17 protein-coding genes are annotated in these 19,223 nt (G+C 72.4%); 9 read left to right on the forward strand and 8 right to left on the reverse strand.

Features of this window, described 5'->3' with window-relative positions:
* Positions 1-146: 146 nt before the first annotated feature.
* The 3 genes from ACWCSD_RS25965 to ACWCSD_RS25975 all read left to right on the forward strand — a co-directional run bounded on the left by ACWCSD_RS25965 (position 147) and on the right by ACWCSD_RS25975 (position 4,623).
* A complete protein-coding gene (locus tag ACWCSD_RS25965) occupies positions 147-842 on the forward strand; it encodes an SRPBCC family protein (protein WP_449918572.1) in 696 nt (231 codons plus the stop codon).
* An 89-nt stretch (positions 843-931) separates the two neighbouring features.
* A complete protein-coding gene (locus ACWCSD_RS25970) occupies positions 932-3,565 on the forward strand; it encodes a bifunctional glycosyltransferase/CDP-glycerol:glycerophosphate glycerophosphotransferase (RefSeq protein WP_449918575.1) in 2,634 nt (877 codons plus the stop codon).
* Positions 3,562-4,623, forward strand: coding sequence for a glycosyltransferase (locus ACWCSD_RS25975; protein ID WP_449918578.1), 1,062 nt, complete (start codon positions 3,562-3,564; stop codon positions 4,621-4,623). The genes ACWCSD_RS25970 and ACWCSD_RS25975 overlap by 4 nt, the downstream gene beginning before the upstream one ends.
* Here ACWCSD_RS25975 and ACWCSD_RS25980 read toward each other — a convergent pair.
* Genes ACWCSD_RS25980 through ACWCSD_RS25990 form a run of 3 tightly spaced genes read right to left on the reverse strand, consistent with a single transcriptional unit; the run spans position 4,620 to position 8,036 of the window.
* Positions 4,620-5,651, reverse strand: a complete 1,032-nt coding sequence (locus ACWCSD_RS25980) for a sulfotransferase family protein (RefSeq protein WP_358282256.1) — start codon at positions 5,649-5,651, stop codon at positions 4,620-4,622. The genes ACWCSD_RS25975 and ACWCSD_RS25980 overlap by 4 nt on opposite strands.
* Before the next feature lie 21 nt (positions 5,652-5,672).
* On the reverse strand, positions 5,673-6,530 hold the full coding sequence (locus tag ACWCSD_RS25985; RefSeq protein ID WP_358282254.1) for a CDP-alcohol phosphatidyltransferase family protein: 858 nt from the start codon (positions 6,528-6,530) through the stop codon (positions 5,673-5,675).
* A gap of 48 nt (positions 6,531-6,578) precedes the next feature.
* Positions 6,579-8,036 (reverse strand): glycosyltransferase family 2 protein, encoded by a 1,458-nt coding sequence (locus ACWCSD_RS25990; protein ID WP_397165159.1) that lies wholly within the window; start codon positions 8,034-8,036, stop codon positions 6,579-6,581.
* A gap of 139 nt (positions 8,037-8,175) precedes the next feature.
* Here ACWCSD_RS25990 and ACWCSD_RS25995 point away from each other — a divergent pair, with 139 nt between their 5' ends.
* Positions 8,176-8,685 carry a GNAT family N-acetyltransferase gene (locus ACWCSD_RS25995; RefSeq protein ID WP_449918584.1) on the forward strand — a complete coding sequence of 170 codons (510 nt, stop codon included), beginning with the start codon at positions 8,176-8,178 and terminating at the stop codon, positions 8,683-8,685.
* On the forward strand, positions 8,682-9,725 hold the full coding sequence (gene pseI / locus ACWCSD_RS26000; protein WP_397165157.1) for a pseudaminic acid synthase: 1,044 nt from the start codon (positions 8,682-8,684) through the stop codon (positions 9,723-9,725). Before ACWCSD_RS25995 ends, pseI begins: the two co-directional genes overlap by 4 nt.
* Here pseI and ACWCSD_RS26005 read toward each other — a convergent pair.
* Positions 9,718-10,692, reverse strand: a complete 975-nt coding sequence (locus ACWCSD_RS26005; RefSeq protein WP_449918587.1) for a PseG/SpsG family protein — start codon at positions 10,690-10,692, stop codon at positions 9,718-9,720. The two genes, pseI and ACWCSD_RS26005, sit on opposite strands and share 8 nt — an antisense overlap.
* Complete coding sequence (locus tag ACWCSD_RS26010; protein ID WP_364338195.1) at positions 10,689-11,417, reverse strand: glycosyltransferase family protein; 729 nt, start codon at positions 11,415-11,417, stop codon at positions 10,689-10,691. The genes ACWCSD_RS26005 and ACWCSD_RS26010 overlap by 4 nt, the downstream gene beginning before the upstream one ends.
* A 105-nt stretch (positions 11,418-11,522) precedes the next feature.
* Here ACWCSD_RS26010 and pseB point away from each other — a divergent pair, with 105 nt between their 5' ends.
* Both pseB and ACWCSD_RS26020 read left to right on the forward strand, forming a co-directional pair.
* Positions 11,523-12,500, forward strand: coding sequence for a UDP-N-acetylglucosamine 4,6-dehydratase (inverting) (gene pseB, locus ACWCSD_RS26015; RefSeq protein ID WP_352362753.1), 978 nt, complete (start codon positions 11,523-11,525; stop codon positions 12,498-12,500).
* Entirely contained in the window at positions 12,500-13,627 is a 1,128-nt protein-coding gene (locus tag ACWCSD_RS26020; RefSeq protein WP_449918592.1) for a DegT/DnrJ/EryC1/StrS family aminotransferase, read from the forward strand. The genes pseB and ACWCSD_RS26020 overlap by 1 nt, the downstream gene beginning before the upstream one ends.
* 9 nt (positions 13,628-13,636) lie before the next feature.
* Here ACWCSD_RS26020 and ACWCSD_RS26025 read toward each other — a convergent pair whose 3' ends face one another.
* Genes ACWCSD_RS26025 through ACWCSD_RS26035 form a run of 3 tightly spaced genes read right to left on the reverse strand, consistent with a single transcriptional unit; the run spans position 13,637 to position 18,116 of the window.
* The gene (locus tag ACWCSD_RS26025) at positions 13,637-15,517 is read right to left on the reverse strand and encodes a glycosyltransferase (protein WP_397165151.1); all 1,881 of its coding nucleotides are present in this window, start codon (positions 15,515-15,517) and stop codon (positions 13,637-13,639) included.
* Positions 15,518-15,546: 29 nt separating this feature from the next.
* Positions 15,547-17,184, reverse strand: a complete 1,638-nt coding sequence (locus tag ACWCSD_RS26030; protein WP_449918595.1) for a hypothetical protein — start codon at positions 17,182-17,184, stop codon at positions 15,547-15,549.
* The gene (locus ACWCSD_RS26035; protein WP_397165148.1) at positions 17,181-18,116 is read right to left on the reverse strand and encodes a hypothetical protein; all 936 of its coding nucleotides are present in this window, start codon (positions 18,114-18,116) and stop codon (positions 17,181-17,183) included. The genes ACWCSD_RS26030 and ACWCSD_RS26035 overlap by 4 nt, the downstream gene beginning before the upstream one ends.
* A gap of 162 nt (positions 18,117-18,278) precedes the next feature.
* Between ACWCSD_RS26035 and ACWCSD_RS26040 the strand changes: the two genes are divergently transcribed.
* On the forward strand, positions 18,279-18,527 hold the full coding sequence (locus ACWCSD_RS26040; protein WP_352362763.1) for an acyl carrier protein: 249 nt from the start codon (positions 18,279-18,281) through the stop codon (positions 18,525-18,527).
* On the forward strand, positions 18,502-19,223 hold a 722-nt coding region (locus tag ACWCSD_RS26045; protein WP_449918598.1), incomplete at its 3' end, for an SDR family NAD(P)-dependent oxidoreductase. The genes ACWCSD_RS26040 and ACWCSD_RS26045, both read left to right, overlap by 26 nt.

Genomic DNA, 19,223 nt, shown 5'->3' on the forward strand with positions numbered 1-19,223 from the left:
CCGACTACCGCCGTCACCTGGCCCGGGTGCTGACCCATCGGGCAGTGCGCACGGCCGCCGGGACCCCCTGAGTGAGGCGGGGGCGCCTCTTCCGGGCGCCCCCGCCCCGACGTAGTGTCGCAACCAACCTCGGAAGGAGCGGATCGATGGCGATGCGGTTCGAGCACGAGTTCACTGTCCCGGTTCCGGTCGAGCAGGCGTGGGCGGTGCTGCTCGACGTCGAACGGGTCGCGCCGTGCCTGCCCGGGGCGACGCTCGACATCTTCGAGGGCGACGAGTTCACCGGCCGGATGAAGGTCAAGGTAGGCCCGATCACCGTCACCTACCGGGGCTCGGCCAGGTTCGAGGACGTCGACAAGGACGCCCACACGCTGACCATCCAGGCGTCCGGCAAGGAGGCCAGGGGCTCCGGCACGGCGTCGGCCACGGTCAGGGCGCGCATGACGCCGGCCGACGGAGGCACGTCGGTGGCCGTGGAGACGACGTTCAACGTGACCGGGCGGCCGGCGCAGTTCGGGCGCGGGGTCATGGCAGAGGTCGGGGCCAAGCTGATCGACAGGTTCGCCGGCAACCTGGCCCAGCTCCTCTCCGAGCCCATGGTGGAGCCGGTCGCACCCCAGGAGCAGCCTCAGGAGGAGGAGCGGCACCTGAGCACGGTGACCGTCCCCGAGCCGGACGTGCGGCCCGCGGGCACGCTGCGGACCTCGCGCACGCCCGACGAGGAGGCGCTCGACCTGATGGAGATCGCCGGACAGCCGCTGCTCAGGCGGCTCGCGCCGATCGCGGGCGGCCTGCTGGCGCTCACGATCCTCATCTGGGTGGTTCGTCGCCTTATGCGCTGATTTTCAGCAAAAACCACATAAAGTCCGGTCACTTCCCGCTATCAGGGGGAAGTGCCATTCCCGCAGGTCATTTCTGGGGGGACATGGGCATGCCGGACTGCAGCGTCGTCGTGATCTCGTACAACGACGCGGCCCGCCTGCCCAGGGCCGTGCGTTCGGTGTTGCGGCAGACGTTGCGCGACCTGGAAGTGATCATCTCCGACGACGCGAGCACCGACGGCACGCCCGAGGTGGCCGCGCGGCTCATGGCCGAGGACCCGCGGGTGCGCTACCTGCGCAGGCAGAGCAACAGCGGCGGCTGCGGAGCCCCGCGCAACGACGGCATCGACGCGGCCAGGGCGCCGTACGCCATGTTCCTCGACAGCGACGACGAGCTGCCCAGGCACGCGTGCAAGAGCCTGCTCACCGAGATCGAGCGCACCGGCGCCGACTTCGTGTCGGGGCAGATCTCCCGGCTGTTCGAGCGGGACGGACGGCTGCGCCCGTACTATCCGTCGTTGTTCGCCCGGCGGCGGGTGGTCGAGGGCATCCGCGCGGAGCCCGAGCTCTTCCTCGACTCCTTCAGCACCAACAAGCTCTACAACGTCGCCTGGCTGCGCGACAACGTGCTGCGCTTTCCCGAGGACATCCACTACGAGGACCACGTCTTCGCCACCGAGCTGTACGCGGTGGCCCGCCGGTTCGCGATCGTGCCGTGGGTGGTCTACCACTGGCACCGGGCGAGCTCGAACGAGTCGATCTCCCTGAGCATCGACGAGATGGACAACGTGCGGCAGCGGGTGATCGCGGCCCGGCTGAGCGACGACATCCTGCGCGGCTACGGCGCGCACGACCTGGTGCCGCACCGGCAGTACCGGTTCCTGCGGCAGGACCTGCGGGTCTACCTCAACCCGCTGCCCGCGCGCGACCTGGTGTGGGTCAAGGAGTTCGCCTCGGTCGTGCGGCCGTACCTGGAGGAGATCCCCGACGCGGTGTTCGACCGGATCGAGCCGATGGACCGGGTCTGCTGCCGGCTCATCCTGGACGACCGGATCGAGGACCTGCGCGTGGCGGCCGGCTCGCTGACCGGCCCCCGGGCCGCGCCGCGGGCGGCCGTGCAGGTGGACGGGCGCACGTACTGGGGCACCACGGCCGCGCCGGGGCTGGACATCACCGCGCTGCGCCTGGCCGAGCTGCCCTACACCGACTCCCGGCTGCGGCACGAGGTGACCGGCCTGGCCACGAACGGCGAGCGGGTGCGGATGACCGTGCGCACCTACGACCCGTTCGGCGTGCTGCCGGCCGAGTGGGACGCCTTCCTGGAGGCGGGCCGGGAACGGGTGCCGATCCGGCCGGTCCCCTCGGGCGACGGCGGCTACGTCAGCGAGGTCGTCTTCGCGCCCTGCGGCAGGAGCGACCCGCGCATCGGCTTCCGGCGCCGCTCCGACGGCCACGTCACCACCGACCGGCTGATCGTGGACCCGAACCTGGAGCCGATCGAGCTGCCCGGCTGCACGGTGAAGACCGAGGGCTACGCCGCCTACCTGTGCGTGCGCACGCACTCGCGCACCCGCTCGGCGCTGCGGCGGGCGCGACGGCTGCTGCTCAGGAAGCTCAACACGCCGCGCGCCAAGCTGCGCGCGTACAAGCTGCTGATCAGGGTGGTGCCGCGGCGCGACGACCTCGCCCTGTTCGAGTCGGACGTCGGCAAGGGCTACAACGGCAGCCCCCGCGCCATCTACGAGGAGGTGCGGCGGCGCGGCCTGCCGATCGAGGCGGTCTGGTCGGTCGCCAAGGGCCGCAAGAACTTCCCCGCCGACGTGCGGCTGGTCCGCCGGGGAAGCTGGCGCTACCTGTGGACGATGGCCCGCGCCGGGATCTGGGTGGACAGCCACGGCTTCCCGCTGGACTACCCCAAGCCGCCCGGCACCCGCTACCTGCAGACCTGGCACGGGCAGGGCATCAAATCGATCGGCTTCGACGCGCCCGACCTGCGCGGCGACTTCGACCGGCCGCGCGAGCAGTGGCGGGCCGCCGTCGCCAGGTGGGACGCGCTGGTCTCGCCGAGCGCCGAGTTCTCGCGGGTGTTCCTGCCCTCCAACGGCTACGACGGCAAGGTCTACCGGTGCGGCACCCCGCGCTGCGACGCGCTGGTGCGGGCGGAGGCGGCCGGCGACGTGCGGGCCCGGCTGGAGATCCCGCCGGGGCGCAAGGTCCTGCTCTACGCGCCCACCTACCGCGACCGGGACAAGATGAGCGGCCGTTCGGTACGCGCCGACCTGGACCTCATGGCCGCGGAGCTGGCCGGCGAGTGGGTGGTGGTGCTGCGCACGCATCCGGTCGAGAAGTACGACCCGCCCGAGCGGCTCAGGCACTTCGTGCGGCCGGCCGCGTCCTATCCGGAGATCAACGACCTGATGCTGGCCTCCGACGCGCTGCTGACCGACTACTCGTCCGTGATGTGCGACTACGCGCTGACCGGCCGGCCGATGGTGTTCCTCATCGACGACTGGGACGACTACCGGCTCTCCGAGCGCGGCGTCTACCACGACCTGCCCGCCATCGCCCCTGGCCCGTGCGTGACGACCACGGCCGAGCTGGTGGACGTGCTGCGCAACCTGCCCGAGGTGCACGCCGCCTTCGCCGCCAAGTACGCCGCCTTCCGCGCCCTGTGGTGCGCCGACGAGCACGGCGACGCCTCCGCCCGCATCGTGGACGACTTCTTCGAGGGACGCACGCGATGACCGTCGTCTTCGCCTGCCTGGACGCCGACACGCTCGGCGGCGTCCAGCGGGTCACCCACACCCTGGCCCAGGGCCTGGCGGAACGCGGCCACGAGGTGCACGTCGTCGGCCTGCACCGCGCCGCCGCGCCGTTCCGCTACGTGGACCGGCCGCTCTACCGGCAGCACGTCGTGGGCGGCCCGCTCGGCGAGCAGGGCCCGCTGGCCAGGCGGCTGGCCGACCGCAGGGTGAAGGAGCTGCTGCGCGGCGTGCGCCCCGGGTACGCGGTGCTGACGTCGCCGTCGGTGGTGACCAGGCTGTCGGGGCTGCTGCCCGCCGGGTTCCGCTCGATCGGCCAGTACCACGGCTCCTACGGCCACGCCCGCGACTGCTGGCACCTGGCCTCGATCAAGAAGCACTACCCCGACCTCGACCAGGCGCTCTTCCTCAGCGACGACGACGCCTGGGCCTTCTCCGAGCACGCCCTGCTGCCCAACGCCTGGACGCTGCCCAACCCGCTGGGCGCCTGGCCGCGGGAGACGTCGGCGCTGGACGTGCCGCGGGTGCTGGGCGTGGGGCGGCTGGAGGGCGTCAAGCGGTTCGACCGGCTGATCAGCGCGTTCGCCCGCGCCGAGCCGCCGCCGTCCTGGGAGCTGCATCTGATCGGCGACGGCGCGGAACGCGAGCGGCTGCGGGCGCACGCGGCCCGGGAGGGCGTCGCGGACCGGGTGGTCTTCCGCGGTCTGGTGCCCGCTGACCGGATGCGGGAGGAGTACCTGAACGCCTCGCTGGTGGCGCTGACCAGCGAGCACGAGGGCCTGCCGGTCGTGCTGCTGGAGGCGTGCGCCCACGGGGTGCCGTCGGTGGCCTTCGACGTGTCGGGCGGCGTGCGCTCGGCGGGCCCGGTACGGGTGCCGCCGGGGGACGTGGACGCGTTCGCCGCCGAGCTGGCCGCGCTGATGGGATCGGGGCCGGAGCGGCGGCGGCTGGGGGCCGCCGCCCGGGCACGGGCCGAGGCGTTCCGCCTCGACCACGTGCTGGACCGCTGGGAGCGGCTGTTCGCGCACATCCAGCGCTAGACGGTCACCTCGGGACGCTGCTGCGGGATGCCGGCCAGCGACTTCTGCGTGGAGGTGAGCAGCGCGCCGACCGGGCTGGGCTCGCGCAGCCGGTTGAAGCGGTCGCGCATGGCCTTGCGCGACCGGCTGGCCTTGCGCTTCTGCATGGTCTTCTGGCAGGCCGTCAGGTGCTCCTTGGCCGGCCTGGGCGCGCCGGTCAGCTCGTAGCCGTTGGCCTGGAGGCGCTCGCCGAGGACCTGCTCGCAGAGCGCGATCTCCCAGTCGTCCAGGCGGTTGGCCCAGCTCCCGACCCGGCTGCGGGTGACCTCGCGGTGGGTGTTGCTGTGCCAGACCTTGTGCTGCGGGACGGCCTGGACGGCGGCCTCGCGGGGGGAGATCATCGACGGCGCGAAGTCCTCCTCCAGGAAGTGGCAGAGCTTCTTCATCTCGGTCATCGGGTCGTCGGTGAGGTCTTCGTAGCGCAGCTCGTAGTAGGTGTCGTCGGGCAGCGTGCGCCGCAGCCGCTCGCCGGCGTCGATGGCCTCGGCCCAGGTGGAGATCGCGTGGAAGGAGTCCAGCGTGTACCAGGGCATCTCCTTCAGCGAGGCCACGCAGTCGCGGCCGTCCCTGATCAGGTGGATGAACTGAGCGTCGGGGAAGAGGCGCAGCAGCAGGTCGGTCTGCTTGACGTAGCTGGGCCTCTTGTCGCCCCAGCGGGCCTTGTCGAAGCGGTCGGCGTACATGCGGAAGGCGGTGCCGATGACCGAGCCGAGCGAGCCCGGCCCCTCCACGGCCTGCCGGATGAACTCGTCCTTGTCGATCTTGAGCTCGCGGAACTTCGTGCTGCGGTCGGTCGCGATCCACTGCGCCAGTGCCTTGCGCCGCTGAGGGACCCGCAGGTCGCCCCATGTGCGGCGCCGGTAATAAGCGGGAACGAGGAAGCGCGTCTCCGGCGGCACCGCCATGCGGGGGTGCGAGTGGAGCATGAGCTGGAGCATCGTGGTGCCGGACCGCGGGCATCCAATGACGAAGACTGGCCGGTCGGACATTTCGTACTAACCCCCGAAAACTTAGACGAGAACGTGCTCTCGGCTCTCCTGGGAGGGCACGCTGTGCCTGCGCGTGAAGAGCCACATCCGGTAGACAAGGAAGATCTCGTTGGCCAGGAGCAGGACGCCGGCGGCCATGGCGAGCGGGATCAGCGCCCACGCCCCCGCGAGCGGCGCCACCACGAAGACCGCGGCGTGGAACTCGATGCCGCTGATCAGGTGCGACCGCACCCGGTGCCTGGCCAGGAACCTGTTGAGGCGCCTGAAGAAGGAAGGCAGCCGCCGCCTGCGGCCGCCGGGGCGCGGACCGCGCTCCACGAGCAGGTGCAGGTCGAGGTCCGCGGGCGCACACTCCAGCGGGACGGTGTCCTCGCCGGGCAGCTCCGGCTCGCCCCGCTCCTCCCTGACCGCCTCGCGCACCCGCTTCATCTGCGGGGCGTTGACGTACCTGAACAGGTCGAGCACGGCCACCGCCGCGCCGAGCACCACGTAGCGGACATCGTCCGTCAGGACGTACTGCCCGTACGCCAGCCCCCCGGCGCACAGGACGACCCTGACCCGGTCCCCCACGTAGTCCAGCCAGAGGCCGAAGGGCGTCCCCGTGCCCTTGAGCCGGGCTATCTTGCCGTCCACGCAGTCGATGGTGAAGCTCAGGTAGAACATCAGGGCGCCGGCGACGAGCTGGTCCAGCGCGAAGCAGGCCGCTGACACCATGCCGAGGACCAGCGAGAACACCGTGAGCCCGTTGGGCGTGATCCGGGTGCGGTTGGCGACGGGAAGGGCGACCCGGCAGGCGACCGGATCCACGAAATACACGGTCCACCAGGAGTCTCTCCGCTTGCGTGTCTCGTAGACGTCATCCAGCGAATAGGTCCTCATGGATCCCAGCATGGCTACGGACCGCCGTCTGACGATTACTGTCTGGAACTACTGGGGCATGTCCATGCCGCTTCTTGACCAACCCTGCAGGGAAAACCGCCACGCACCGTGCGCGTCTCCGTCCCGGAACGAGCCCTTGAGCACGAGCCCGCGGGTCTCCGCCTTGACCAGGAGCCGCCAGGTCGGGCCGCCGCCTTCGAGCGCCCTGGGGTCGATGTCGGCCACCACGCCGTGGCGGCCGGCGCGCCGAACCTCCAGGGGCACCCGGCGGCGGCCGTCGCTCAGCCACACGTTGACCTTGCCCACCTTGCGCTCGACCCGGTGGATGGCCACCTCGCCGCGCAGGCGGTACGCGGCGCCCGTCCAGGAGCAGTCGTCCACCCTGGCGATCAGCTTGAGCTCGTCGCGGGCGTCGTAGACGTCGTCGGGGATGCCGAGCCGCCGTCGCCGCCGGAAGTAGGGGTAGTCGCCGTACCAGTTGACCGTGCGGAAGCCGCGGGGGCGCACCCGGGTGCCGTCCAGGCGGCTGCGCCGGAAGTCGCGGACCGCGCGCAGCTCGTCGATCATGCCGCGCCGGACGAGGTGCAGCTCCAGGCGGCGCAGCGAGGGCGCGCCGGCCAGCGCGCGCGGGCTCAGCTCGTCCAGCCAGGCGTCGGCCAGCCCCAGCAGCGGCACCAGGTCCTCGCCCGCCTCCCGCGCCGACTCCAGCGCCTGGAACAGGAAGACGATGTCCTTCTCCAGCACCAGGGCGTCGAACTCGGGCAGCAGCTCCGGCGCGCCGTCGTCCAGGAAGGCGCGCACGGCGCGGATGGCGGTCAGGCGCTCGTGCAGGTTGGGCAGCTGCGAGCGGCGTTGCGTGATCGAGGTCTCCCCCTCGTCGCGCCGGCGCCAGTGGTAGACGACGTCGTCCACCATGTCGACGCTGGTGGCCAGGACGTGGGCCTGCATGGCGACCGGCACGTCCTCGTAGATGCCGGCGGGGAAGCGCAGGCCGTGCCGCCGCCAGAAGTCGGCGCGGTAGACCTTGTTCCACACCGTACGGTCCCTGACCAGCACCTTCTTGTCGGTGATGTGGGTGCACAGCACGGGCCGCCGGAAGACGCGCTCGTGCAGGATCGACTCCTCCAGCACGCCGTCCACCATGCGCCTGACCGCGCCGCACGCCAGGTCGGAGCCGGTCTCCCCGAGCTTGGCGATCAGCACCTCGTACGCGTGCGGCGGCACGACGTCGTCGCTGTCGGCGAAGGCCAGATAGGTGCCCCTGGCCCGCCTGACGCCCTCGTTCCGGGCCGGCCCCGGCCCCAGGTTCTGCTGCTCGATCAGCGTGAAGCGGGGATCTCGGGCCACGAAGTCGTCGGCCAGCCGCCGGCTGCCGTCGACCGAGCCGTCGTCGACCATGATGACCTCGAAGTCCTCCATGGTCTGGGCGGCCAGCGATTTCAGGCACTCCGTCAGGTACGGCTCCACGTTGTGGACCGGGACGACGACACTGAGCAGGGGGATCATGACGCTCCTTGGCTTTCGTGGAAGGCGGTCGAGGGCAGCATGCCGTGGCCGCCTCGCCTGTTCCGCGTTCGATGCCCGTCCCTGATGAGCTCTTTACCCGGCATCGAATCCGCTACGTTGTGCAATGAGTCGAGCACGAATGGTAGGGGGAGCGGTGCTGAGACGCGTCCGGGACGATGATCTGCCCGTTATGCGCCACTGGCGCAACCATCCGAAAGTGCGCGCCGCCAGCTTCACCGGCCACGAGATCTCCGAGGACGAGCACGCCCGCTGGTGGGCCGCCGTCCGCGCGGACGCGACCAGGCAGGTGCTGATCTACGACCACGCCGGAGCCCGCGCCGGGGTGGTGACGTACTCGGAGCTCGGCGGCGACAGCGCCTACTGGGGCTTCTACCTCGACCTCGACGGCCTCGAACGGTCCGGCGCGGTGCTGCGGGCGTGGGTGGGCCTGGAGCGGGCCGCCATCGACCACGCGTTCGGCCCGCTCGGGCTGACGACCCTGCGCGGCGAGGTGCTGGCCGACAACGAGTCGGTACGGCGGCTGCACAGGCGCTTCGGGTTCGCCGAGGTCGCGACCTACCGGATGCCGGTCGACGGGGTGCCGCGCGAGGTCGTCGCCGTCCAGCTGACCAAGGAGGAGCAAGGATGATGTCCATCGGAGGGCGGACGATCGGGGCCGACCGGCCGCCGTTCGTGATCGCCGAGATGTCCGGCAACCACAACGGCAGCCTGGAGCGGGCCCTCGCCATCGTCGACGCGGCGGCGGCCGGCGGGGCGCACGCGCTGAAACTGCAGACCTACCGGCCCGACACGATCACCGTCGACGCCGACGGCCCCGCCTTCCGGGTGGGCGACGGGCACGCGCTGTGGGGCGGCGAGAACCTCTACCGGCTGTACGAACGCGCCCACACCCCCTGGGAGTGGCACGAGCCGATCTTCGAGCGGGCCCGCGAGCACGGCCTCCTGGCCTTCTCCGCGCCCTTCGACCCCACGGCCGTGGAGCTGCTGGAGAAGCTCGACACGCCGGCGTACAAGATCGCGTCGTCGGAGATCGTCGACCTGCCGCTGATCAGGCTGGCCGCCTCCACCGGCAAGCCGCTGGTCATCTCCACCGGCATGGCCACGGCGGGCGAGATCGAGGCGGCGGTGACGGCGGCCCGCGAGGCGGGCTGCACGCAACTCGCCGTGCTGTCCTGCACCGCCTCCTACCCCGCCTCCCCCGCCGAGAGCAACCTGCGCTCGCTGCCGCTGCTGGCCGCGCTCACCGGCGCCGAGGTCGGCGTCTCCGACCACACCCCCGGCATCGGGGCCGCCCTGGCGGCGGTCGCGCTGGGCGCGTGCCTGATCGAGAAGCACGTGACGTTGTCGCGGGCCGACGGCGGCGTCGACGCGGCCTTCTCGCTGGAGCCGCCCGAGCTGGCGGCGCTGGTGGAGGAGAGCGAGCGCGCGTGGCAGTCGCTGGGCCGGCCGGTGCTCGGGCCGCGCGAGTCCGAGCGCGAGGGCCTGCGTTTCCGCCGCTCGCTCTACGTGGTGCGCGACGTACGCGCGGGCGAGGCGGTGACCAGGGAGAACGTCCGGTCGATCCGCCCCGCCGGCGGCCTGCCCCCCGACGCCATCGACGAGGTGACCGGCCGCCGCTTCACCCGCGACGCGCCCCTCGGCACGCCGCTGACCTGGGACCTCATCTGACCCACAGGTCGAGGAAGGCGTCGGCGACGCGTTCCCTGCCCTTGCCGTCGACCAGCCCGCCGCCCCGCCTGCCGTGCTCCTCGCGCAGCGCGGGGTCGGCGAGCAGCCGGGCGAGCACGCCGACGGCCTCGGCGTCGGCCGCCCGGCCCAGCCCGGCGGCCACCCCCCGGCCCACCAGCGCCCGGTAGCCCGCGAGCTGGTTGTCGGCCACCCAGCTCAGCGCCGTGGGCACGCCGAGGTGCAGCAGCTCCCAGATGGCCGACCCGGCGGCGGTGACCACGAGGTCGGCGGCCGCCATCAGCTCGGGCAGGCGGTCGGTGGGCGGGATGACGGTGATGCCCTCGCCCGCCTCGAACGGCTCCGGGCTGACCAGCGTGGCCTGGAACGGCACGCCCGTGCAGGCCAGCGCCTCCGCCCAGGCGGGGGCCACGCCCGCGCTGTCGGTGCCGCCGAAGAAGCACAACACCCGCGGCACCGGCCCCGGCTGCCGCACCCTGCGCCGCCCCCGGACGCTGTCGCGCAGCAGCGCGTACCGGGTGCCGGCGAGCCGCCAGGAGTCGCGCGGCAGCGGGAAGGGCCGGTCCTCGGCGCCCAGGTTCTGGTCGAGATAGAGGTCGGCCTCCTGGCCCAGCGGGTCGCCGTCGACGATCGCCAGCACCGGGAAGCCCGCCGTCCGCAGCGCCCCGCCGGTGCCCTCGGGCAGCTCGTAGGAGTCCAGCACCACGGCGTCGAGCCGCAGCTCGCACGCCAGCGCGGCGAGCCGGTCGGGCCGCCCGGGGGCCGCCATCAGCGGCAGGCCACGGCTCCTGAGCTGGTCCATGGCCCATTCCGAACCGGAGACCGCGCCGAGGAAGACCACCTCGACGCCCCGCGCGCACAGCTCCTCGGCCAGCGCCACGCACCGCACCAGATGTCCGGCCCCACTCCCCGCCGCGGCGTCGCAGCGCACGCCCACCCGCCCGCTCATGCGTCCTGCAGCTCCTTCTGGCGCACGTGGGCGTTGAGCTCGCAGACCTCGGGCCGGGCCCGCAGCCAGCTCACCAGCGTGCGCACCGGGACGCAGGCGTCGCCCAGCTCCTCGACCACGCGGGCGATGAGCCGCCAGTCGTCCTCGGTGTCGAGGGTGACCCGCAGGTCGTCGGCCGCGGGCTGGTGGGCGAGGCCGAGCAGCCGCGACTCGCCCGGGTGCGCGTAGACGTGAGAGGTCACGTGGGTGCGGTGGAAGCCGGTGGCCTCGGCGTCGGCGCGCTCCAGGGCCGCCCGGCCGACGATCTCCACGTCGAGCCCGCGCGGCAGCGTCCTGGCCAGGCTCGTGCTGAGGTAGTCGAGGCCCGGGACCGCGCGGAAGACCAGCGCCGCCTCCCTGATCACGACGGGGTCGAGCAGCGGGCAGTCGGCCGTGAACCGCATCACCGCCTCCGCCTCCCGGCCGGCCAGCGCCTGCATGAACCGGGTGAGCACGTCGTCGACGGGCCCGCGATGGCAGGCCACGCCGAGCCGGTCGCACTCGGCCGCCACCGCGTCGTCGGCGGCCTGCGTCGTCGTGGCCACCACGAGGTCGTCGAGCGCCCGCGACTCGCGCGCGGCGCGCACGACCCAGCCCAGGACGGACCGCCCCCCGAGGTCGCGCAGCACCTTCCCGGGCAGCCGAGTGGAGCCCATCCGAGCCTGGATGATTCCGACAATACGCATCAAAACCACATTCCCCCGTGTGACCATACGTGGTTGATCGATCGCGCTATGCTACCGGCCTGCTCCAACGACCACAGTTCGTCAGCGCGATTTTCAGGGGGCCGCGTGAGCATTCTCAGTGGATCGTCCATTCTGATCACCGGAGGCACGGGGTCGTTCGGGAAGGCGTTCATCCGCCACGCGCTCGACTCGCTCGGGGTGCGCCGCCTGGTGGTCTTCTCCCGCGACGAGCTCAAGCAGTACGAGCTCAAGCAGCTCTTCCGCGACGACGACCGCCTGCGCTGGTTCATCGGCGACGTCCGCGACCGCGACCGCCTCACCCGCGCCATGCACGGCGTCGACCACGTCGTCCACGCCGCCGCGCTCAAGCAGGTCGACACCGCCGAGTACAACCCGTTCGAGTACGTCCGCACCAACGTCGCCGGGTCCCAGAACGTGGTCGAGGCGGCCATCGACTGCGGCGTGCGCAAGGTCGTCGCCCTGTCCACCGACAAGGCGTCCAGCCCGATCAACCTCTACGGCGCCACCAAGCTGGTCGCCGACAAGCTGTTCGTCTCGGCCAACCACTACGCCGCCGCCCACGAGACCCGCTTCGCCGTCGTCCGCTACGGCAACGTCGTGGGCAGCAGGGGCTCGGTGGTGCCGTTCTTCCTGCGGCTGGCCGAGCAGGGCGGCAGCCTGCCGATCACCGACAAGCGCATGACCCGGTTCTGGATCACCCTCGACCAGGCCGTGCGGTTCGTGGTCGACTCCTTCGACCTCATGCAGGGCGGCGAGCTCTACGTGCCGCGCATCCCCAGCATGCGCATCACCGACCTGGCCGAGGCGCTGGCCCCCGACAGCCCGGTCTACGAGATCGGCATCAGGCCGGGCGAGAAGCTGCACGAGGAGATGATCGGCCCCGACGACGGCCGCCGCACCCTCCGCCTGGCCGACCGCTACGTCGTCCAGCCCACGATCGCGACCTGGGGCTACCAGGCGCCGCAGACCGGCGAGCTGCTGCCCGAGGGCTTCTCCTACCGTTCCGACACCAACGACCGGTGGTTGTCCGTGCGCGACCTGCGTGACATGGTGGCCGGCTGATGCTGCCCTACGGACGGCAGTCCATCATCGAGTCCGACATCGAGGCGGTGGCTGAGGTGCTGCGCGGCGACTGGCTGACCACGGGCCCCGCGGTCCGGCTATTCGAGGACGAGCTGACCCGCTGGACCGGCGGCGTGCCCTGCGTGTCGGTCACGTCCGGCACGGCCGCGCTGCACGTCGCCTACGTGGCGGCCGGCGTCGGCCAGGGCGACGAGGTGATCACCTCGCCGCTCACGTTCGTCGCCACGGCGGCCACGGCCGTGCTGCGCGGCGCGCGGGTGGCCTTCGCCGACGTCCAGCCCGACACCGGCAACATCGATCCCGACTCGGTCGCCGCGCTGGTCACCCACCGCACGAAGGCCGTCACCGGCGTCGACTACGCGGGCCATCCCGCCGACTACGACGAGCTGCGCACGGTCGCCGAGCGGGCCGGCGCGGTGCTGGTGGCCGACGCGGCCCACTCGATCGGCGCGTCCTACAAGGACCGGCCGGTGGGGTCGGTGGCCGACCTGACGACGTTCTCGTTCTTCCCGACCAAGACCGTCACGACCGCCGAGGGCGGCGCGGTGGCGGTGGCCGACCCCGGCCGTCTCGAACGGGCCGCCCGGTTCCGCAACCACGGCCTGGTCCGCGACCCGGCCGGGCAGCGCGACCCCGGCCACGGCGGCTGGCACCAGGAGGTGCACGAGTTCGGCCTCAACTACCGGCTGCCCGACGTGCTCTGCGCGCTGGGCGTCAGCCAGCTGCGCCGCCTCGAACGGTTCCGCGCCCGCCGCGCCGAGCTGGTCGCCCGGTACGACACGCTGCTGCGCGACGTGCCCGGCCTCACGCTGCCCGGCCGGCGGGCCTACGTCACGCCGAGCTGGCACCTCTACCCCGTCCGGGTGCGCGACGGCCGCCGCCGGGAGGTCTACGACCGCATGCGGGCCGCGGGCATCGGCGTGCAGGTCAACTACATCCCGGCGTACTGGCACCCGGTGTTCGAGGACCTCGGCTACCGGCGTGGGCTGTGCCCGCGCGCGGAGGCGTACTACGCCGAGGAGCTGTCGCTGCCGCTGTTCGCCGACCTGACCGACGGCGAGCAGGACCTCGTCGTCGAGACCCTCACCTCGATCCTCGCCGGATGAGCCCGGCCCTCAGCGTTCGGCCAGCAGCAGGCAGCCGTCCTCGCTGCGGTCGATGAGGAAGCGCCGGTCGTCCACGGTGGCGACCTGGCGCCCGGCCCGCCGCACGAGCGGGCGGATGGGCCGGCCCTGGTCGATGACCACCTCCCACCACGACTCGCGGCCGACGCTCTCGTCGATGCCGGCCAGCGGCACCCGCGCCGAGAAGTCCTGGCCGGCCAGCGCGACGGGGAAGTACATCTCCTCGCCGTCGCTCTTGCGCCGCAGCCGCACCACCGGCTCGCCGTCGCCGAGGTCGTTGATCCGGCCCGAGAACACCAGGTCGCCGTCGTCCACGCGGCACTCGCCGATGAGCGCCTGGGCGTTGCGCAGCCGCAGCCCCCACCCGCCCTTCGAACCGCGCGCCGGCACCAGCCACACGCCCGACCTGCGGCGCGGCGCGGGCACCTGCGGCGGCAGCCAGCGCGGCCCGGCCACCCTGGCGTCGAGCCTCAACCCGTGGCCCCGCAGCTGCACGCGCAGGTCCCAGTGGCCGCGACGGGCGAGCTGGACGGGCGTGAACACCGCGGGATCGACCGCGAACGCGAAGGGGAAGGCGTGCTCGGGCGCCTCGACGCCCTCCTCCAGCTCGACGGTCTCCCAGACCGGGGCGCTCTGCTCGTCCGACAGGCGGATGATCTCGCCGGTCGCGCGCTCGGCCAGCCAGGCGCGCAGGCGCACCCGGCGCAGCGCGCCGGCGTCGAAGCGGCCCAGCGCGGCCCGGCCCGCGCCGGTCAGCACGCCGTCGCGCCACTCCAGCGACACCAGGCGGGCGGTCAGGGCCAGCTCCTCGGAGACCTCCGACAGGTGCGCCGGGATCGCCGGGTGGCGGCCGTACCAGCGCCTGCGCAGCAGGCCCGCCGGTCTGACGCGCGGTTGCAGCCGGCCCTCGCGGGCCTGCTCGTGCACCCCGGCCAGCTCCTGCAGCCGCCGCCGGTGCAGCAGGTGCACCTGGATCCGGTGCTCGAACGGGACGCTCAGCCAGGACTCGCGGGACACGCCGTCGAGGTAGCGGACCATCAGGTCGAGCAGCTCGGGCCGCATCCCCGTCGTGGCGGCCGCCTCGACCGCCACCGTCATGTCGATGTCGAGCGTGTCGCGGTCGAAGTCGGGCTTGAGCCCCGGCGCGTCGCGGGCCAGCAGGTCGGCGGTCTGCAGCACCGACAACATCCGGTCGCGCAGGTTGCCCGGCTCCAGGCGGCGCTGGGTGATCGAGGAGCCGGGCTCGTCACGCTGCCGCCAGTGGTAGACGACCTTGGACAGCACGTCCACCGAGCGGGCGCCCACGTGGGCGGCCATGGCGACGGGCTGGTCCTCGTACATGCGCTCGGGGAAGCTCAGGCCCAGCCGGTCCCAGAAGGACCGGCGGTAGACCTTGTTCCACAACATGCGGTCGCGGATCAGCAGCGGGTGGCGGGTGATGTGGGTACGCCGCATCGGCGTCGCGAACGCCTCCCGATGGGCCCAGGAGGGGATGAGCAGGTTACGGTAGAGCCGCATGACGTTCCCGCAGGCCAGGTCGGAGCCCGTGGACTCCAGCGAGGTCACCAGCCGCTTGAACGCCTCCCGCGGCACGGTGTCGTCGCCGTCGACGAAGGCCAGGTAGCGGCCGGTGGCCTGGGTCAGGCCGACGTTGCGGGCCTTTCCGACGCCCTGGTTGGGCTGCCTGATGAGACGGATCCGGGGATCGGCCGCCTGCCTGGACTCGACCTCGGCGCACCCGTCGTCGCGGCTGCCGTCGTCGACGCAGATGACCTCCAGGTCGGACATCGTCTGGCCGGAGATGGAGTCCAGGCAGGGGCCGATGTACTTCTCGACGTTGTGGAACGGGACGATCACCGAAAGAACCGGCACATGCACTCCTCAGCGTTGTCGTCGGCTCGTCAGCCGGACAGCAGTCGGAAGACCCGGCGGGCGACCTTGCGCGGGCGGGCCAGACGGCGGGAGAGGCGGTACCCGAGCGTGCGCCGGTAGGCGGCGGTCTTGCGCTGGGTCCTTCTCAGCTTGGACCTGGCCCGCACCAGCTCGCGCTCGCGGTAGGAGAGCTTGGTCTCCAGCCGGGAGATCCTGGCCAGGGCGGCGGTGAGCTGGTCGGCCAGGCGGTCGCGGGCGCCGAGCAGGTCACGGTAGGTGGGCGGGTCGGCGTGCTCGGCCGGATGGCCCAGCTCGGCGTCGAACTTGCGGGCCAGGTCGAGGTCGCCCTGGTCGCAGGGACGTCCGGCCATGCCGCAGAGGGTCAGCGTGAGCTGGTCGGCCTCCAGCGGCCACGGCCACGGGTGGTGGTGGCCCGCCGCGAGCAGCCGTACGGCGAACCGCCACAGGACCCTGCACAGCACCACGCGCGGCTCGGGCGGCACGGCCGGCGCGGCGGTCTGGACGATGGCGGCGAACCGCTCGCCGTCGTGGACCAGGCCGTCGGCGGTCACGCACGGGCCGCCGTCGGTCTCCAGCCAGTCGGCCAGCGCCGACAGCAGCTCGCGCACGGCCCTGGTGTCCTCGCGGGCGCACGCCTCGACCAGGATCTCCTCGACCACCCGGCCGGCCGGGACCGGACGCTCGGCGCCGTCGGGCAACCGCCGCATGCCGCCCCTGGTCAGCTCGTGGACGACGGCCCCCTCCTCGATCAGGCCGAGCGGCAGCTCGACCGCGCCCTCCGCCTCCTCCGCGCCTGGCGTGTGCGGGGGCGACGGCGGCCGGGTGGCCACGGCGAGCCACAGCGGGGCCAGCTCCTCCCCCAGCCGGTGGCGGAACACCAGCCGGGTCAGCCGCAGCGGGTCGGCCACCAGCAGGCGGTCGCCGCCCTTGGCGCTCAGCGGGAACGTGATCGCCTCCGGCAGGTCGAAGGCGAGCGCCTCGCGCGCCAGCAACGCCCGGGGGGCCTGCCGCCCCGGATAGGCCGCGTAGCAGCGCTCGACGCTCAGCCCCGCCCCCTCAAGGGCGCCGTCGAGCGCGCCGGGCCCGCTCGGGTGGCTCGGGTCGAACCCGTGCGGGGCCCACTGGTCGTCGCCGCCCTCCCGGTCGGCGGGCCTGGCCTCGATGAACCGGTCGACGCCCAGGTCGTTGCGCACGCCCAGCACCAGCCGCCCGCCGGGCGCGACGAGGGCCGACAGCGCGTGCAGCGACTCGATCCACGCCGCCGCCGGCGCCTCGGCCGAGTGCGTGCGCAGCAGCCCGTCGAGCGCCAGCACCAGCTCGTACGGCTCGTCCGCGTCGAACAGGTCGAGCCGCCCGCAGTGGACGGCGAGCCGCGGGTGGCGTTCGCCGAGTGCGCAGGCGTCGGGATAGGAGCGCAGCAGCACGGCCGTCTCGCCGGCCCGGTCCACCACGTCGTCGACCAGCACCTGCGGGTGCGGCCCGACCAGCAGCACCCGGCCGGTCGCCGGGATCACGCGGCTGACCAGCTCCAGGGCCGCGCCGCGCCAGTCGGTGACGCCGGCCGCGTTGGACAGGTCCGACCACAGCAGCATCTCGCCGCCGATCAGGCGCACGTTCGCGGGCGCCTCGCTCACGCGCTCGCTCATGACGTCACCCCGTGGAGCGCGCCCGGCCGCCCGGAGGCGGTCGCCCTCACCCAGGGCCCGGGACGTCCGGCTCCCGCCGCGCCTCCTCCTGGCGGCGTTCCCCCGGGCACCCGCTTCCATCCGAACATTCGCCGTAGCTCCTCCGGTGTCGCCTGATGTTCGAATCCCAGCTCCTGCCGCGCCACCTCGGCGGCCAGCTCGGGATCGACGTGCGTGCCGTGCAGCTCGGGCCAGAGCCGCAGGCGGCGCGCCGTGCCGCCGTACTCGGGGCGCTCGTCCTCGTACTGCATCGGGTCTCCGTAGACGGCGACCTCGCAGCCGACGGAGGCGCCGTAGAACAGCGCGCTGCCGAGCCGGTTGGAGGCCACCCTGCGGTGGCGCCGCAACTGGATCAGCTGCCGGCGCAGGAAGTCGCGCCCCTTGCTCTCCCACCGGGAGCCGCGCTCGCCGTGACAGATGACCTTGAATCCCCTCGATTCGTACGCCCGCCGAATGTCCGGATTCGCATATTCCAGCCAGTAAAGACAGACAGTTACCGGTTCGGTCTCGACATTTCGGATTTCGTCGGCGAGGAGGGCATGATCCCCGGTCACGGACGACTTCTCCCACCCATGAAAGGGATACCAGATCGTACCCTTGCGTTCGGAGACCACGCCGAGCTCAGGCTCCAGGTGAAGCAGGTAGATCCAGGGCGCGCCGATGAGGTAGTGGCCGCGTCTGCCCATCGACCAGCCCCGGCGACGAAGCACGTCAGACCAGATGAAACGGGGATATCCGGGGCTGCACCAATGGTCGTTCGGGGGAAATCCGTGAAGATAGTTCCATCCGTGTTGAAGGAAGCCCTGAATTCGCTTCGGCGTCTCGTCCGGCAGCTCGCAGTACCTGCCCAGAATGCGCGAGTGCCCGTACCAGTGATTGGATTCGTCCATCATTCCCCCTGTAGCGGTTGGCGCGCCCCTTGGGACATTCCCAGCCCCGAACGACGGCCACGCGCCGTTATACGCTTCCATTACTCACGTCGGGGGTTTGGTTTCTCCTGCCACCGCAATCCCCGCTACACTGCGTCGTGGCTTGAGGACAGAGAGTGAGACATCATGAGTCATCTCGACCGCCTGCGGGCCGTCTTCCGCACGGCGCTCAACCTGCCGGCCGACGCACACGTCGACGGTCTCGAATACCGCGGCATCCCCCAGTGGGACTCCCTGGCCCACATGGCGTTGATCGCGGCGATGGAGGACGAGTTCTCCATCATGATCGACACCGACGACATGATCGACATGAGCTCGTTCGCCAAGGCGGGCGAGCTGCTGGAGAAGCATGGAATCGGCGCAGCCGCGGTCTGAGGCCCGCGTCGCCCTGGTCACGGGGTCGACGAGGGGCATCGGCCGCGCCATCGCCACCACCCTGGCCGCCACCGGCCACACCGTCGTGCTGCACGGCCGCGGCGCCGAGCGCGCCGAGAAGGCCGCCGCCGAGGTGGCCGCGGCGACCGGCGGCCGCACGTGGTCCGTCCACGGCGACGTCGCCGACCGGGCCGTGGTCGCCGGCCACATGCGCGAGATCGGCCGGCGCCACGAGCGGCTCGACGCCCTGGTGGTCAACGCCGGCGTCTACGCCTCCGGCCCGCTGGCCATGACCCGCGCCGAGACCCTCGACGAGCTCTACCGCACCAACGCGCTGGCCCCGGCCCACACGCTGCAGCTGGCGTTCCGGCTGCTGCTGCGCGGGCAGGGGCCCGCCGTCGTGCTGGTCTCCTCGCTCATGGGCCGGGCGGGCGGCGCCAACCAGGCGGCCTACTCCGCGACCAAGGCGTCCGTCATCGGCCTCACCCTGTCCGCGGCCAGGGAGATGGGCCCGGCGGGCATCAGGGTCAACGCCGTGGCCCCCGGCTACGTCGAGACCGACATGCTGAGGACGCTGCGGCCCGACGACCGCGAGACGGCGATCTCGGCGACCCCGCTGCGGCGCATCGGCCGGCCCGACGACGTCGCCCAGGCGGTGGCGTTCCTGCTCTCGCCCGCCGCGTCGTACATCACCGG

The organism is Nonomuraea sp. NPDC001684, from assembly GCF_053596515.1.

What these genes read in the sequence shown, in the direction of transcription:
- ACWCSD_RS26010 (WP_364338195.1), bottom strand. Translation starts at nt 11,417, where the DNA reads ATGCGTATTGTCGGAATCATCCAGGCTCGGATGGGCTCCACTCGGCTG.
- ACWCSD_RS26005 (WP_449918587.1), bottom strand. Translation starts at nt 10,692, where the DNA reads ATGAGCGGGCGGGTGGGCGTGCGCTGCGACGCCGCGGCGGGGAGTGGG.
- ACWCSD_RS25985 (WP_358282254.1), bottom strand. Translation starts at nt 6,530, where the DNA reads ATGAGGACCTATTCGCTGGATGACGTCTACGAGACACGCAAGCGGAGA.
- ACWCSD_RS25975 (WP_449918578.1), top strand. Translation starts at nt 3,562, where the DNA reads ATGACCGTCGTCTTCGCCTGCCTGGACGCCGACACGCTCGGCGGCGTC.
- ACWCSD_RS26035 (WP_397165148.1), bottom strand. Translation starts at nt 18,116, where the DNA reads ATGATGGACGAATCCAATCACTGGTACGGGCACTCGCGCATTCTGGGC.
- ACWCSD_RS26020 (WP_449918592.1), top strand. Translation starts at nt 12,500, where the DNA reads ATGCTGCCCTACGGACGGCAGTCCATCATCGAGTCCGACATCGAGGCG.
- ACWCSD_RS25980 (WP_358282256.1), bottom strand. Translation starts at nt 5,651, where the DNA reads ATGTCCGACCGGCCAGTCTTCGTCATTGGATGCCCGCGGTCCGGCACC.
- ACWCSD_RS26030 (WP_449918595.1), bottom strand. Translation starts at nt 17,184, where the DNA reads ATGAGCGAGCGCGTGAGCGAGGCGCCCGCGAACGTGCGCCTGATCGGC.
- ACWCSD_RS25965 (WP_449918572.1), top strand. Translation starts at nt 147, where the DNA reads ATGGCGATGCGGTTCGAGCACGAGTTCACTGTCCCGGTTCCGGTCGAG.
- ACWCSD_RS25970 (WP_449918575.1), top strand. Translation starts at nt 932, where the DNA reads ATGCCGGACTGCAGCGTCGTCGTGATCTCGTACAACGACGCGGCCCGC.
- pseI (WP_397165157.1), top strand. Translation starts at nt 8,682, where the DNA reads ATGATGTCCATCGGAGGGCGGACGATCGGGGCCGACCGGCCGCCGTTC.
- ACWCSD_RS25995 (WP_449918584.1), top strand. Translation starts at nt 8,176, where the DNA reads ATGGTAGGGGGAGCGGTGCTGAGACGCGTCCGGGACGATGATCTGCCC.
- ACWCSD_RS26040 (WP_352362763.1), top strand. Translation starts at nt 18,279, where the DNA reads ATGAGTCATCTCGACCGCCTGCGGGCCGTCTTCCGCACGGCGCTCAAC.
- ACWCSD_RS25990 (WP_397165159.1), bottom strand. Translation starts at nt 8,036, where the DNA reads ATGATCCCCCTGCTCAGTGTCGTCGTCCCGGTCCACAACGTGGAGCCG.